Raw genomic sequence first — 15123 nt, forward strand, 5'->3', positions numbered from 1 at the left:
TATGAACGCGACTCAGGCCTAATGGCTTTTCACTGAGTCGGTGCTTTTAAGCACACCCTCATTGTTTTTTAGCACACCAATCTTCTTGGCCCCCAAAATGGCAACTGTAATGATTGACAGCAAAATCAACGCGGCATACACTTTGCTTACTTCAGTCAGGGCGATGGCACTTACGCCTAAACAACCACTGATCACATACATCAGCAATACAGCCTGTTTTTGGCTTAAGCCCATTGCTAGCAGGCGATGGTGAAAATGGCCCTTGTCCGGCTTAAAAATCGGACGCCCGCTCATATAGCGGCGGATAATGGCAAACGCGGTATCCATAATTGGCAGCCCCAGTGCCACAATTGGCACCACCAGCGCGATGGTAGCTGCGCTTTTTACTGTCCCCAGTATCGAGACCGCAGCCAGCATATAGCCTAGGAACATACTCCCGGTATCACCCATGAAGATTTTAGCGGGATTAAAGTTGTGCTGTAAAAAGCCCAGCGCACTGCCAGCCAGTGCGGCAGTCAAAATCGCTACTGTCCAAAGGTTCTGTTCCAGCGCCACTAAGAGAATAGTCACCGACGCAATTGTCGAAACCCCGGCAGCCAGTCCGTCAAGACCGTCAATCAGATTGACAGTGTTAGTCAGGCTGACGACCCACATAATAGTGAGCGGAATGGATAAATAATTAACATAAATCATGTCACCAAATGGATTTGTCAGCCATTCGATGCGGATATCAAACATAATGAGTACAGCGGCAGCCACAATCTGACCTAACAGTTTAACTTTTGCCGGTAATTGCTTTAAATCATCAATAATACCAACTGCCAAAATAACAGTGCCGCCTAATAGCAGCCCCCAGATTTCATGATTGATGCGCATGCTGGACAGCACGGCCAACACAAAACCAAAATATATCGCCAGTCCGCCCATACGGGGGATTGGAATGGTATGCACTTTACGGGCGTCAGGAGCATCAAGCGCCCCTGCTTTAATGGCCAGATCCTTAACATGGGGGGTGATAAAGTAAGCTGCTGCCAGAGCAACAGTAAAAGCCACCACATATGTTTGCATATGCTAACACCTCTTTTCTACGCAACACCCATTGTACCTCATGTGTGTAAAAGTTGTCAATCGGCCCCTAGTCGCCAAATCGTCCTCTAGCGGTATTATTTTCATTACCAATAACTATATGCGCCATATATATGCAGTATACCTCGATTTAACGCGCCTTTATACCATTTTCTTAGCAGTAGCCTTTACGGCGCAACTTGTCCACGTGTGTGGCAACAAGTGCAGGTATGTTTACAGCATGCCGTTCAGCCAGGATATACATCATTGTAAAGCAGCACTGGGCAACATCAAAAAGCTCAAGGGCAGCCCCTCGGTTCACCTCATTAATGCTGAGACTGGCTTGTTCCCCTGACGCACCGGCATACTTGCCAAGAAACTGGGTCAGTTCACCGAGTTCTTCCTGGATCTTGCAGACAGTTGTCAGCAGGGTAACATCATCAATATGCAGATGCGGCAGGCTGATGCATTTATAGTTGCCGCCATGCAGATTTTTTATCGTGGCAATGCGGTAACTCTGCTTGTCGTCATACACGTACCCTTTTTCAAACAGTTTGTCCAGATGCTCACCAATCAGGCTATCGGCATCAATACTGAACGAGTCTTCCATAACAAAGATCATTGTCACGCAGGTCTGGGCGACATCTAAAAGCTCTTCTTTAACATCAGCAAGCAGGGCCACTGCTTCAGGCCGCGCACTCAATTCATCCGGAGTCAGTTTTTCCCATGGCATAAATTTGAGCACAGCCCGGGCCAGTTCGCCAGCCTCTTCCATAGCCTTTAAGAGGGTTGAATCAAGTGTCGGAGTCAAAGACTCCAGTTTCGGTAAGTAAATCGCTTCTACCATGCATATTCTCCTATAGAAAGGCCGGTTTATGCATCCCAGAAAACCCGGACACTAAACCAGCCTCAGATTATAAATCAAAATTTCGCCAAAAATTGCTGAAATCCTTCCTTCTCACTGGATTTTCCGGTTAAAAAGAAAAGCTGCCCGGTAGTGCCAGGCAGCAGCAGGTTACTATATACAACGCGTTAAAGTTTTGCAGGCGGTATGCACCACCCGCCTGCGCCGGCAAACTTCTTTACTGCGAAATATATAGTTAACCAAAACATACGTATTCTATGCCGGCCTCGGCAATTAGCTGTTCAGCCAGTTTGTCAGGATAGCTGTACTGATAAACAACCCGCTTGATACCGGCATTTATGATAATCTTAGTACAGGCTGAGCACGGCTGGTGGGTGGAATAAATGGTAGCACCATGAATAGGTACCCCATACATGGCGGCCTGGACGACAGCACTTTGTTCGGCATGAAGTCCCCGGCACAGTTCCTGCCGTTCACCGGACGGAACCTGATTGACAGCACGGACACAGCCGGTTTCCCCACAGTGGGCTAAACCACAGGGCGCGCCGTTATAACCACTTGACAGCAGCCGCTGGTCTTTGACAATAACCGCGCCTATCTGACGGCGCAAACAGGTTGACCTGGTAGCAACCACTCTGGTTATATCCATAAAATATTCATCCCAGGTGGGACGGACAAGTTCTGTCTTCTCATTCATATTCTCTACCCCCTTGGCCAACGGTGTATAACAGTGTATTCATGGCCCAGGTACAAAATGCCTGTTTACTTTGTTCCAAAAATACGGTCACCGGCATCGCCTAAGCCAGGCACAATATACCCATGTTCATTGAGATGACTGTCAACAGCCGCAACATACACCTCAACATCAGGGTGGTGGTCGTTAACCAGCTTTACGCCTTCAGGCGCAGCGACCAGGCACATCAGCTTAATGTTTTTAGCGCCTTTGGCTTTCAACATATCAATTGCCGCAACCGATGAACCGCCTGTTGCCAGCATCGGGTCAATGACAATGAGTTCACGTTCAGCCACATCGGTGGGCAGCTTGCAATAATATTCAACAGGTTTCAGGGTATCATGGTCGCGATATACGCCAATATGTCCCACCTTGGCAGCGGGAATAAGTTTTACTATGCCGTTTACCATCCCCAATCCGGCTCGCAGAATGGGGATCACAGCAATTTTCTTGCCTGACAGCACCTTGCAGGTGCAGGTAGTCAGCGGCGTTTCGACCTGGGTTTCCTCCAGTGGCATGTTCCGGGTCAGTTCGAAGGCCATAAGCATAGACACTTCTTCTAACAGCTCGCGAAATTCTTTGGTACCTGTTTTAACATCGCGGATCAATGATAATTTATGCTGAATCAATGGATGATCGATTATTTTTACTTGCATATTGGTCATCTCCTTATTTCCCATCAGGCACCCGCCCGGGTTGTTTATGCATATAACGGGTATTTGCGGCACAGTTCGGCCACCAGGGAGCGGGCTTTAGCCTGAGTTTCGCTATCTTCAGGCTTGGTCAGCGTCATGGAGATGATATCACCGATAATCACCATGTCCTGTTCGGCCATTCCCCGGGAAGTGACGGCAGGAACGCCGATACGGACGCCACTTGTAACCATCGGGCTGGCCGGATCGTTCGGAATTGCATTTTTATTGACAGTAACCCCCACTTCATCGAGGAGATGTTCTGCCTGCTTGCCGGTAATGTTCTGTGCCCGCAGGTCAACAAGCATCAAATGATTATCAGTGCCACCTGACACGAGGGTAAAGCCGTTTTGTTTAAGGCGTTCAGCCAGGGCCTGCGCATTTTTAATGATTTGCCCCTGATAACGGCGGAATTCTTCACTGAGCGCTTCTTTAAAGGACACCGCCTTAGCGGCAATAACATGCATGAGCGGGCCGCCCTGGATACCAGGGAATATCGCCTTATCAATAGCCTTGGCATACTGGGCGCGGCACATGATCATGCCGCCACGAGGACCGCGCAGGGTCTTATGGGTCGTTGTGGTAACAATGTCGGCATGAGGCACAGGGCTGGGATGAAAGCCTGCTGCCACCAAGCCGGCAATATGCGCCATATCAACCATAAACATAGCACCGGCGTCGCGGGCAATTTGTCCCAGACGTTCAAAATCAATTATGCGGGAATATGCACTGGCGCCGGCCACCAGCATTTTGGGCTTATGCGTCATAGCCAGCTCAGCCACCTGATCATAGTCAATGCGATGGGTAACGCTGTCAACGCCATAGGCAACAATTTTGAAATATTGTCCGGAGATATTAACAGGGCTGCCATGGGTCAGATGACCGCCATGAGCCAGATTCATACCCAGGATGGTATCGCCAGGCCGCAGAAATGCAAAGTATACAGCCGTATTAGCCTGAGCCCCCGAATGTGCCTGCACATTGACATGCTCAGCACCAAACAGTTCTTTAGCACGGTCAATAGCCAATTGCTCAACAATGTCGACATATTCACAACCGCCATAATAACGGTGCCCGGGATAACCTTCGGCATACTTATTAGTAAGTACAGATCCCTGGGCTTCCATTACAGCCTTGCTGACAAAATTCTCAGATGCAATTAGCTCCAGCTTGTTTTGCTGGCGTTTACGTTCAAGGTCAATAGCCCCTGCTACTTCCGGGTCCACTCCTGCAAGTATTGTCATAAATAATTCCTCCCCTAAGTACGAAAAATTGCATTTTAATTAACACATCTCATAAACGGCACGCGCCCCGCCAATTAATTTAGGCCTAGTGCGCGCGGCTGTCAAATAAGCCTGTCCAATATATTTTTGCGTCAACCGCACCGGAATAGCCACTTTCTTTATATGCATTCCAATGAGTGTACTGCCAATATCAAGACCGGCATGAGCCGTAATTGCTTCAACTACCGCGGGATTGGCGAACTCGCGCATGGCACCGGCAGCCAGAGCCCCGCCGGCCTTAACAACCGGAACGACGGTGACCTGCTCAAGCTGATATTGATCAGCTACAGCCTGTTCTACAACAAGTGCCCGGTTGAGGTGCTCACAACACTGGATGGCCAAAGCTACCTGATACCAGGAACAAACCTTTTGCAAACTCGCTAAAATCCGGGCAGCCACCACATCTGAACCATAGGAGCCAATCCGGGCCCCCTGCACCTCACTGGTACTGCACCCTACCACCAGGATTTGTCCTGGCTGCAGTGCAGCCGTCTTTAGCAGTTCTTCTGCCGCCTGCATTGTCTGCCGGCCAATTGTTGCCAAGTCTGTGTCCATGAGTTATCCACCTCATTTGCGCTCTACGCTTTTTCCAGCTCCATAATTTTTTCTACCCGGCAGGCGTGACGCCCCCCGGCAAATTCTGCCTTAAGCCACACCTCAACAATCATCCTGGCCAATCCAGCACCAATCACCCGTTCGCCCAGTGTTAAGATATTGGCATCATTATGCTCGCGCGACATTTGTGCGGAAAAGACATCATGGCAGAGCGCGGCTCTTATTCCCTTAACCTTGTTAGCGGCAATATTTACGCCAATGCCAGTACCGCAAACAATGATACCCCGGTCATATTCGCCATTTGCCACCGCCCCCGCTACCTGGCAGGCAATATCAGGGTAGTCAACTGAGTCTGGCGTATATGTACCAAAATCGTGGCTGTCTACCTTCATTTCGGTGAACAGAGCCTTAATCTCTTCTTTGAGGCGAAAACCGCCGTGGTCGCTGCCAATGGCTACCTTCATTGAGTAACACTTCCTATGCCATAAATTTGCGTATCTTTTTCACCTTTTCAACGCTAATTACTTTTTTCCTGCCAAAGTGACAATTTTTCCCCATGCCGCCAGCAGCAATTGCTGGATTTGCCGGGCACAGTTACGGTACTCAGTTTCACTGCCGCCATACGGATCAGCTACGTCCCCGGCTTGTCCGGCCAGTTCAGCCAGTGTATATATTTTGTCTGTCATGCCTGGTGCCATCCCGGCTACCGCACGTTTATGCGCTTGAGTCATTGTCAGTATCAGATCAGCACTCTGCAGCTGAGCAAGTGACAGTTGCTCAGAATAATGCCTGTCCAAATTTAACCCGGCCTGACGCATTACAGACTGAGCCGCAGCCGAAGCTGGCTGACGCCCGGCGGCAATCCCGGCCGAATCGACAAGTATTGTACCGGCAAGCCCGGCTTTGGCCGCCAAATCGGTAAGCAGTGCGGCCGCCATCGGGCTGCGGCACGTATTTCCTGTGCAAACAAGTACGATCTTGAACATCCAGGATCAACCCCTCATATTTTGTGTCCGGAAAAACTATCTCATACCCTGTAAACCTGCTAATAAATTGTCGTCCATAAAATATGTATTCCCAGCAAAACCAAAACAATGCCGCCAATCATTTCAGCCCGTTCGCCGATATAGCGTCCCAGCTTACGGCCAAGGCCCAGTCCCATCAGGGCTATAACAAAGATAACGGCGCCCAGGATGACGCTCAACCGCAGCAAATCAACATCGATCATCCCCAGGCTAAAACCGGCTGCCAGCGCGTCAATACTGACACTGGCCGCCAGCATCAGGAGTGCCCCGCCGCGCAACGGGTTTCCGGGTGAGGTGTCTTCCGGGCCGCTGATATTTTCTTTAATCATGTTTGCGCCCAGCCCGGCCAGTACCAGCGCGCCAATAATTGTGGCAAAGTTTTGTACATTGGCTGCCGGCCAGTCAATGTGATAGGCGCCGACATGTTCAACAACAGTACCCAGCCAGTGACCGATATGGTAGCCGGCCAGAATCATAATAATATGAAATAAAGCAAAAACAATGGCCGACTGGACAATAACCAGCCGCCGCACTTTATTCATGCCAATCGGCACTGCCACTGAAAATAGGTCAGTTCCCAAGGCTGCGCTTAAGATGAATAATTCGAACATGCTCATAAAATTCCACCCCTTTACCTAAGGCCGTTTAAAGTCCCAACAATCTGGCTGGAGCCTTATCAATGGCCTGGTAATATATATGTGCCGGCAGGGGGCAATATGTAAGCATACCTTGTACTATTCGCGGATAATCCGGTAGCCTGAGGCCTTGCGCAGCCGATTCATTACAGCCAGCCCCAGTCCTTGTTCAGCGATACCTTCCGCATAAATAACATCAACCGCCTGATTATCAAAACTACGCAGCGCTGTATACAGGTTTGCCGCAATAACCCCGGTCTGTTCCTGTGGTCCGTAAACAGCGGTTATTACCTGCGGCGGCAACGTATTTGCAATCTCGGCAGATACTATTGCCCCCACAGCTTTACCTGCCGCCAGGGCTTTGCTGATTTCACGCTGTAAAAGCAATGCAGGGCTTTGCTGTCCGGCTTCTATCAAAAACATGGGTGCCACTGGTGCATAATGGGTATATTTCATGCCTGGCGACCGCGGAGCGGTAAGGGTGCCGGCCAGTGCCGGATCTACCTCTATTTCCCCTAACACCGCAAGCAGCATCTCATAGGTAATGCCGCCTGGACGCAACAGGGTCGGTACCGGCGTGGTACAGTCAACAACAGTTGACTCCACCCCGATGGCACATGGCCCGGCATCGATAATGGCGTCAATCTTACCGGCAAGGTCACTCTCTACATCGCTGGCTGTTGTCGGGCTTGGCCGGCCTGAGGTATTGGCGCTGGGTGCAGCCACCGGAACCCCGGCTAACCGGATAAGCTCCCTGGCAATCAGTGAGTCCGGCAGACGCACAGCCACAGTGTCAAGACCACAGGTTACGGCATTTGGTACATGGGGCTGACGCTGTACCACCACAGTGAGCGGTCCAGGCCAATACTTATCAATAAGCGCCTGAGCGCTGGCAGGAATAGTGGCTGCCAGGTTATTTAACTGATCAGGGGTATCAATATGTAAAATAAGCGGATTGTCGGACGGCCGCCCCTTAGCCTTAAATATCCCGGCCACAGCCTGAGCATCAAGACCGTTGGCACCCAGACCATACACTGTCTCAGTCGGAAACGCCACAAGCCCTCCCTGCCGCAACAGTTGAGCGGCCTCAGCCAGTACACCCCGGTCCGGATTAACCGGATCAACCTGATAATATACAGTACGCAAATAAACTCATCTCCATCGATTTTCTGACTCAACAGAACCGTCCCCGTGAGTCAGACTCAGGGGGACGGTTCTGTTGAGTCACCCTTGAATCATTGTGTTAACGAAAATACGACTACCCGTTCGATTCCGCCATAATCTTTGATAATGGCCTCAGCCTTAAGTCTGCTGGCGGTGTTCGCCAGTGCGGCCACCGGCCCGGCCTGATTAATGCCAACCTCGACGGCAATAAAACCGCCGGTATTCAAATAGGCCGCCCCTGTGGCCACAATACGCCGGTAAAAATCCAGGCCATCCGCCCCGCCTGCCAGCGCCAGCCGCGGCTCCTGACGCACTTCTGCGCTTAAGCCGGCGATATCACGGTCCGGAATATAGGGCGGGTTTGACAGTATCGCATCAAACTTACTGCCGGAAAGGGGCGCAAACAGATCGCCCAGCTGCAACTCAAGCCGCTGATCAACACTGTGCCTGACGGCATTCTCCTTAGCTATAGCCAATGCACCTGCTGAAATATCAACAGCAACCCCCCTGGCTGTAGTTAGTTTGGTCAGAATGCTGACAATAATTGCACCGCTGCCTGTCCCCAAATCAGCGATACTCGGTGCTTGTCCGGTGGCAAGACGCGCTAGTACTGTCTCCACTAAAATCTCCGTATCCGGCCGGGGAATCAGTACTGCCGGACTAACCGCAAAGCTCAAGCCCATAAATTCTTTATAGCCGGTGATATAAGCTACCGGCGCACGTACAGCCCGCCGCTTGACAGTCTCACGGTATGCTGCCAGTTCACCCGCAGTCAGGGGCTGATCAAAATTGGTATACAGGTACAGCCGGTCCTTGCCCAGGATATGGGAAAGCAGTACCTCTGCATCCAGACGGGGATTATCAATCCCTTTGGAGCCGAAGTACTGCTTAGTCCAATTTAAGATTGAACTAATTATCCACTGTTCAGTCATTTTACTCTACGTCCTTTAGCTTCTCGCTCTGCCCGGTAGTTATCAGCGCTGAAATCAGCTCATCCAAATCACCATTTAAAACAAAATCCAGTTTATGCAGCGTCAGGCCGATCCGGTGGTCAGTCACGCGGCCCTGGGGAAAATTATAGGTTCTAATCCGCTCACTGCGGTCGCCTGTGCCTACCTGGCTTTTGCGGTTTTCTGCTATCCCTGCCGCATGTTCGGCCTGCGCCAGTTCCAGTAGCTTGGCCCTTAGCACACGCATAGCTTTGTCACGGTTCTTGAGCTGGGATTTTTCATCCTGGCACTGTACTACCACACCTGTCGGCAAGTGAGTAATCCGCACAGCCGATTCGGTTTTATTGACATGCTGGCCGCCTGCGCCACTAGCGCAGTAGGTGTCAATTCTGAGATCATTCGGGCTGACGTCGATATCAACCTCCTCGGCTTCAGGCAATACAGCAACTGTCACGGTTGAGGTGTGGATACGCCCGCTGGACTCAGTGGTCGGCACCCGCTGAACACGATGCACGCCACTTTCATACTTAAGTTTAGAGTATGCGCCATCACCTTCGATGGAAAAAACAACTTCCTTAAAGCCGCCCAAATCCGGGGCATTGGCGTCAAGCATCTCAACCCGCCAGCCTTGAGTTTCCGCATAGCGGGTATACATACGAAATAAATCGCCGGCAAACAGCGCCGCTTCATCCCCACCGGCACCGCCCCTGATTTCAACAATAACGTTTTTATCATCATTGGGGTCTTTTGGCAACAAGAGCACTCTCAGCTCTTCTTCCAACGATACTATTTTGCCCTTAACCTCATTATACTCGGCTTCAACCAGCTCGCGAAACTCCTCATCCAGTTTGTCTTTCATCATTTCGCGGGCATCATCCATGGCCTGCCTTGCTTTTTTATATTCACGGAATTTTTCTACTACAGACACCATTTTGCTGTGGGCTTTGGTCAACTTCTGCCATTCACCCATATCGGCCATGACAGCCGGATCGCTGATGCGTCCCTCTAATTCCATGAACTTATCTTCAATTGCCTGAAATTTATTAAGCATTCGTCCTCACCTCTAAGTCTTCATCAGGGCGCACAGCGTTTAAGGCCGCAATAGCCACTTCAATCTGGTCGTCACTTGGTTCACGGGTGGTCAGTTGCTGCAACCACATCCCCGGGGTGATGGCACAAGCAACCCACCGGGCTTGACTACGCCCGGCAAACCGGATAATCTCATAAGCAATACCTGCCACTACCGGCAATAAAACGACCCGGGATAAAATCCTCAGCCACAGATCGGGCCACCCCAAAAAGGCAAACATAACAATACTTACTACCATAACAATGAGTAGAAAGTTGGTCCCGCAACGGGGATGCAGGCGGCTGTGTTTCCTGATATTTTCTACCGTCAATGCCTCTCCGGCCTCATAGGTGTGAATGGTTTTATGCTCAGCGCCATGGTACTGAAATACCCGCTGAATATCTTTCATTAAAGATATTCCCAGAATATACAGGAAAAAAATCGCCAGTCGCAAAATCCCCTCAAAGGTATTTAATAAACGTGAATCTGTTACGGCGCTATGAATATATTTGGCAGCATAGGTAGGAATAACGACAAACAACAAGATCGCCAAACTCAGTGAAAACACCATAGTCATAGCAATTTCCTTTGTTGTCAGTGCTTCTTCTTCCTCACCTGCCGCTTGAGCCGAAAACGATAACGCTTTAAGACCGTATACCAGGGATTCAACTAATGCCACAACACCACGCAGCATTGGTTTTTTCAATATGGGATAACGGTCAGTTATCGAGGTTAGACGCTCTTTTTGAACAGTGATGGTGCCGGACGGTTCGCGAACTGCAGTGGCGATATATTCCGGCCCGCGCATCATAACCCCTTCGATAACGGCCTGGCCGCCGACAAAAGGCTTTCTCTCACTCACGATACCCGCCCCCCCTTTATTTATAAGTACAGCAGAGCATTCCTGCTCTGCTGCCTTTTTCTTGTTCAATTTGCCAAGCTGCAATTATTCTTGGGTATTGCTGCCATAACGCTTGTTGAATCTTTCTACACGGCCGCCGGCTGCTATCTGGCGCTGTTGACCGGTATAGAACGGATGGCATTTGGAGCATACATCTACACGCAGTTCTTTTTTAACTGAGCCGGTTACAAATGTATTGCCACAACCGCAAACTACCTTAGCTTCACTGAATTTAGGATGAATTTTTTCTTGCACGTCTTGCACCTCACTTTTTAAAGCCACTTAAATTTATCCGCTGGCTGTTCGTCACGAATCCCCTCCGCTTATGCAGAGACATAGCCGGACAAGCTCCTGGATAGGTTCAACTAAGCCTCGCCGGGCATTTAAGCGCCTTGGAGGTAAGTTTCACTTTATGCGTAGTAATTATAGCATATCATGCCAAGAATGTGCAAGTTATCTTACGGCAACTTTGCCAATATCGTGATAAATACTTTGGTAAGCTCAGGATCAAATTGTATACCCGCATTTTCCCTGATTTCTCTGGTCGCGTCGGCAGGGGTCATGGGCGTACGGTATGGCCGTTGATTAGTCATCGCATCATAAGCATCAGCCAAAGCCAGAATGCGGCATTCAATAGGAATTTCTTCAGCTTTAAGACCAAGCGGGTACCCGCCGCCATTCCACCATTCATGGTGTTTAAGCACCCAGTCGGCAATAAATACCAGATCTGGTGCCGCCCTGGCAATACGATACCCAATTTCCGAGTGGCTGCGCATGATGGCTGTTTCCTCGACAGTCAGCCGGCCAGACTTAAACAAAATCCCGTCAGGAATGCCCACCTTGCCGATATCATGAAACTGGGCAAAAAGCTGCAATTCCGATAATCTATTCTCGGAAAATCCAATCTCTGTGCCTAATAAGCGCACTAAATCCTGCATCCTGACGGCATGCCCGTCAGTAATAAAATCCCGCACCTCAAGCGCTTTTTTTAATGTCTGTACAATAGCGCTGCGCGTACTGCGATTATGGAACAGTTTATCACGATACATATAATTATCTGCTTCTTTTAGCAGCTCTACGGCATCATTAGACTGCTGCGTACCTGCTGCATAACCAATCGACATGCTGAGCGTCAAACCTGGTGTCTCATGGTTGGCACTGCTAACAGCCTCTTTAATAGCTTTACACAGCAGGGCGACATCTTTAGCCAGGTAATTCTTAAGAATAATAGCAAATTCGTCGCCGCCGAATCTGGCAATGATGGCATCAGGCGGACAGGTCTGTTTTAATACTTCAGCAGCCTTGCGTAACAGGGAGTCCCCACTACTGTGGCCCAAGGTGTCATTAATCAACTTAAGCCCGTCAACATCGGCGACAAGCACCTGAACACTGTCTGCCGTTTCTTTGGTCTTTTCGATGCATTCCTCAAAAAAGGCACGATTATAAAGCCCAGTCAGCGTGTCGTGCCGGCCAACATACCTAAGCCGGGACTGCGCCTTTTCCAATGAACTCAGCATATTATTAATATTAGCCGCTAACCCGGTTAGTTCGTCCCTACCGGCTACCGGCAACCTAATAGAAAGATCTTTGCTTTTCGTAATCTTTTCAACAATGCCGTTTAACTGAGTTAATGGACTAAGTACATTCCACTCAATAAGAATCAGCATCACAATCCCAAAGATGAGACCGGCAATCAACAACATGGCAATAAAGTAATTGAGTGTCTGCTGCCCCTGCTGCGTGATTTCTCTTGCTACCATGACCCGCATCAACAAGGCAGGCTGACCATACAAATCAGGCAAGACCGTATAGCCGGCCATATAATTATCATCAATCGGTTTGACATATATCTCATCACGGTAAGACAAATAGCCCTGAGCTGAAACAAAATCCGGTGGCAAATCGCCATCCCAGCTGGCAAAATCGATCGGCAGTTGAATCCGTTCTGATATCTTCTCTTTTTCCACATAAGTCACAAAGCGGCCAATAAGTAATACTCCCCGGGCCGGAGCCATCCCGGTGCTGTTAGAAATAGCCCCGGCAGCAACTAGCATCTGTCCTTCCGGGAAAGTCAACAGGCCTTTATTAATACTGGAAAAAGGGGTGCGGTTGTCAATTGGTTTAATGTCAGCAAGCCTTGCCGCCATTTTTTCAGTTAAGTTCAATTCCTCACGTTTATCCCAGTCAAAGGCACGTGCATATACAATGCGTCCGGCAAGATCAGTATACATGATCACATTGATCTGCTGAGATATAAACGTCAGGTCTACGAAGTTGGCATCAATAAAGTCCTGACTACTGTTCTCAATAAAATGATAACTATCATCCCACTGAGCCCAATCTCTGACTATCCCCTCTAAGGAATCAACCTCGTTTTCTATGCCTTTGATCGCTCGCTTTACATTGCGTTCAGTATCACTTTTCTCCAGTTGCCGATAGCCATTAACCAGAATGGTATCCGCGGTAAGGAATATACTAAACAGCAACAAAAATAGCGTCAGGCCAATAATAATGATGCTTTTTTCCCGTAGTGGCACCTTTTTACCGCCTTTTTGCTTACTATTATAGACAAGCAGTCTCCAATACGCATAGCTACTTTTTAAGAATGGCTGGCTTACATCTCACTGACAATTCCATAACCCAGATATAGTGCAGCCCCCCAGATGAACACAGCGGAAATCTTACCGATACGACTTAACATTTTGCCTGTGCTGTCTAAGTTGCCAATTATCCGTCCGGCAAGGGCCAGCGCAAAAAACCACAGCCAGGAGACTGCTATACAGGCAACAGTAAACAATACTTTGTCGTTGTCAGCATAGTTTAAGGAACTTGTTCCGATGACCCCGATTGTGTCAAGAATAGCGTGCGGGTTTAACAGCGAAACCGATGCAGCAAACACAATCTGTTTGGCAGGAGGCATACCGCTGCCGCCCGGAACGGGACTGCTATCCGGCTTGCTATTCCAGGAAACCCAGCCCATGTAGGCTAGAAAGACAATGCCAGTTCCCAATAGGATCAGCTTAAGCCAGGCAAAACTCAAAATCACCAGTGATACCCCGAGCACTGCCGCCAGAATAAGCAATGTATCACACGCTCCGGCTGTCAGAACGGCCGGCAACGCCTGCCACAGGGTGCTCTGAAGAGCGCCTTGCGTAAAAACAAATAAATTTTGTACCCCTAGTGGTAAAATAAGCCCAAAAGCAAGAATCATGCCATGAATAAATGGTTCCACCTTTTCTCTCTCCCTCTGAAACTGACTCCAATGGTCAGTCTCTATATAGCTCTGGCCGCCGGTGTTTAAGTATCGGTAACTCATCCCGCACCTTATCCAGTGTTCTAAAATCTATCTTGCCGGTTATTACGGTTTCTACTTCACTGGCAACAGCCAGCACCCTGGCCCAGGGATCAACAAGCATGGAATGCCCATGAGCCTCATATTCGGCAGCTGCATTCAGCGCCGGTGCTGCCGCAATCACATATACCTGGTTATCAACAGCCCTTGCCCGCATTAACAATTCCCAGTGAGCCGGACCAGTAACCGGACCAAAAGCAGCCGGATAAATTAAGACCTGTGCACCTTTTAGCGTCATGGCCCGGGCCAGCTCAGGGAAGCGCACATCATAACAGATAGCCACACCGATAGTCCCCAGCGATGTCTTGACAACAGTCATGCTACTGCCGGCAGTCAGGGTCCTGGATTCCTGGAATACAGTGCCGCCTTTTATCGCAATATCAAATAAGTGGACTTTGCGGTGGCGGCCAATCAAGTCACCGCTTTCATCAAAGATAAAGCTGGTGTTATAAATATTGCCGGCCTCATCCCTTTCAGGAATTGAACCGCCCACAATGATTACCTTATATTTGGCGGCACACTCGGCTAACATAGTCACTGTTGGGCCATCCGGATAACTTTCTGCATATTCAGGAAACAGCTCCGACTGATACGGACAGTTAAACATTTCAGGCAAAACCACTAACCGGCTGCCCCGGGCAGTTGCTTCGCCAATCATTTGTCGCGCCCTGTCAATATTAACCAACTTATCGGGTATAATCCCCATTTGACAAATACCTACCGTAAATACTGACATAAATAACCCTCCCGTTATATTTGTTATCATTACAAAATAGTGTGATTTTTTAAAATCAACAGCTCTAGCTGAAGGATTTATTAACATAGCCTGTCGAA

General features: G+C 49.3%; 17 protein-coding genes. All 17 read right to left on the bottom strand.

Annotated elements, in window-relative coordinates; translation table 11 throughout:
- Positions 1 to 18: 18 nt before the first annotated feature.
- The 17 genes from VN379_RS08150 to VN379_RS08230 all read right to left on the bottom strand — a co-directional run bounded on the left by VN379_RS08150 (position 19) and on the right by VN379_RS08230 (position 15025).
- Positions 19 to 1068 (bottom strand): MraY family glycosyltransferase, encoded by a 1050-nt coding sequence (locus VN379_RS08150; RefSeq protein WP_325532670.1) that lies wholly within the window; start codon positions 1066 to 1068, stop codon positions 19 to 21.
- A gap of 172 nt (positions 1069 to 1240) precedes the next feature.
- Positions 1241 to 1912 carry a nucleotide pyrophosphohydrolase gene (locus tag VN379_RS08155; RefSeq protein WP_325532672.1) on the bottom strand — a complete coding sequence of 224 codons (672 nt, stop codon included), beginning with the start codon at positions 1910 to 1912 and terminating at the stop codon, positions 1241 to 1243.
- Between the two features lie 253 nt (positions 1913 to 2165).
- Complete coding sequence (locus VN379_RS08160; protein WP_325532674.1) at positions 2166 to 2627, bottom strand: dCMP deaminase family protein; 462 nt, start codon at positions 2625 to 2627, stop codon at positions 2166 to 2168.
- A 65-nt stretch (positions 2628 to 2692) separates the two neighbouring features.
- On the bottom strand, positions 2693 to 3319 hold the full coding sequence (upp, locus tag VN379_RS08165; RefSeq protein ID WP_325532676.1) for a uracil phosphoribosyltransferase: 627 nt from the start codon (positions 3317 to 3319) through the stop codon (positions 2693 to 2695).
- A 44-nt stretch (positions 3320 to 3363) separates the two neighbouring features.
- The gene (gene glyA / locus VN379_RS08170) at positions 3364 to 4599 is read right to left on the bottom strand and encodes a serine hydroxymethyltransferase (protein WP_325532678.1); all 1236 of its coding nucleotides are present in this window, start codon (positions 4597 to 4599) and stop codon (positions 3364 to 3366) included.
- Between the two features lie 39 nt (positions 4600 to 4638).
- Entirely contained in the window at positions 4639 to 5193 is a 555-nt protein-coding gene (locus tag VN379_RS08175) for a TIGR01440 family protein (protein WP_325532680.1), read from the bottom strand.
- Between the two features lie 23 nt (positions 5194 to 5216).
- Positions 5217 to 5657 carry a ribose 5-phosphate isomerase B gene (gene rpiB, locus VN379_RS08180; RefSeq protein ID WP_325532682.1) on the bottom strand — a complete coding sequence of 147 codons (441 nt, stop codon included), beginning with the start codon at positions 5655 to 5657 and terminating at the stop codon, positions 5217 to 5219.
- A gap of 57 nt (positions 5658 to 5714) precedes the next feature.
- On the bottom strand, positions 5715 to 6179 hold the full coding sequence (locus VN379_RS08185; RefSeq protein WP_325532684.1) for a low molecular weight protein arginine phosphatase: 465 nt from the start codon (positions 6177 to 6179) through the stop codon (positions 5715 to 5717).
- 59 nt (positions 6180 to 6238) lie between these two features.
- Positions 6239 to 6835 (bottom strand): manganese efflux pump MntP family protein, encoded by a 597-nt coding sequence (locus VN379_RS08190; protein ID WP_325532686.1) that lies wholly within the window; start codon positions 6833 to 6835, stop codon positions 6239 to 6241.
- A gap of 117 nt (positions 6836 to 6952) precedes the next feature.
- Positions 6953 to 7999 carry an L-threonylcarbamoyladenylate synthase gene (locus VN379_RS08195; protein WP_325532688.1) on the bottom strand — a complete coding sequence of 349 codons (1047 nt, stop codon included), beginning with the start codon at positions 7997 to 7999 and terminating at the stop codon, positions 6953 to 6955.
- A gap of 89 nt (positions 8000 to 8088) precedes the next feature.
- A complete protein-coding gene (gene prmC, locus VN379_RS08200; RefSeq protein ID WP_325532690.1) occupies positions 8089 to 8949 on the bottom strand; it encodes a peptide chain release factor N(5)-glutamine methyltransferase in 861 nt (286 codons plus the stop codon).
- Between the two features lies 1 nt (position 8950).
- Entirely contained in the window at positions 8951 to 10018 is a 1068-nt protein-coding gene (gene prfA / locus VN379_RS08205; protein WP_325532692.1) for a peptide chain release factor 1, read from the bottom strand.
- The gene (locus VN379_RS08210; RefSeq protein ID WP_325532722.1) at positions 10011 to 10847 is read right to left on the bottom strand and encodes a DUF1385 domain-containing protein; all 837 of its coding nucleotides are present in this window, start codon (positions 10845 to 10847) and stop codon (positions 10011 to 10013) included. Before VN379_RS08210 ends, prfA begins: the two co-directional genes overlap by 8 nt.
- A gap of 135 nt (positions 10848 to 10982) precedes the next feature.
- Positions 10983 to 11192 (bottom strand): 50S ribosomal protein L31, encoded by a 210-nt coding sequence (rpmE, locus tag VN379_RS08215; protein WP_325532694.1) that lies wholly within the window; start codon positions 11190 to 11192, stop codon positions 10983 to 10985.
- A gap of 203 nt (positions 11193 to 11395) precedes the next feature.
- A complete protein-coding gene (locus tag VN379_RS08220; protein WP_325532696.1) occupies positions 11396 to 13474 on the bottom strand; it encodes a diguanylate cyclase in 2079 nt (692 codons plus the stop codon).
- Between the two features lie 77 nt (positions 13475 to 13551).
- Entirely contained in the window at positions 13552 to 14169 is a 618-nt protein-coding gene (locus tag VN379_RS08225) for a LysE/ArgO family amino acid transporter (protein ID WP_325532698.1), read from the bottom strand.
- Positions 14170 to 14203: 34 nt separating this feature from the next.
- Positions 14204 to 15025 carry a carbon-nitrogen hydrolase family protein gene (locus VN379_RS08230; protein WP_325532700.1) on the bottom strand — a complete coding sequence of 274 codons (822 nt, stop codon included), beginning with the start codon at positions 15023 to 15025 and terminating at the stop codon, positions 14204 to 14206.
- Positions 15026 to 15123 lie beyond the last annotated feature (98 nt).

It is taken from the genome of Sporomusa sp. (genome assembly GCF_035561255.1).
GTDB lineage: Bacteria > Bacillota > Negativicutes > Sporomusales > Sporomusaceae > Sporomusa.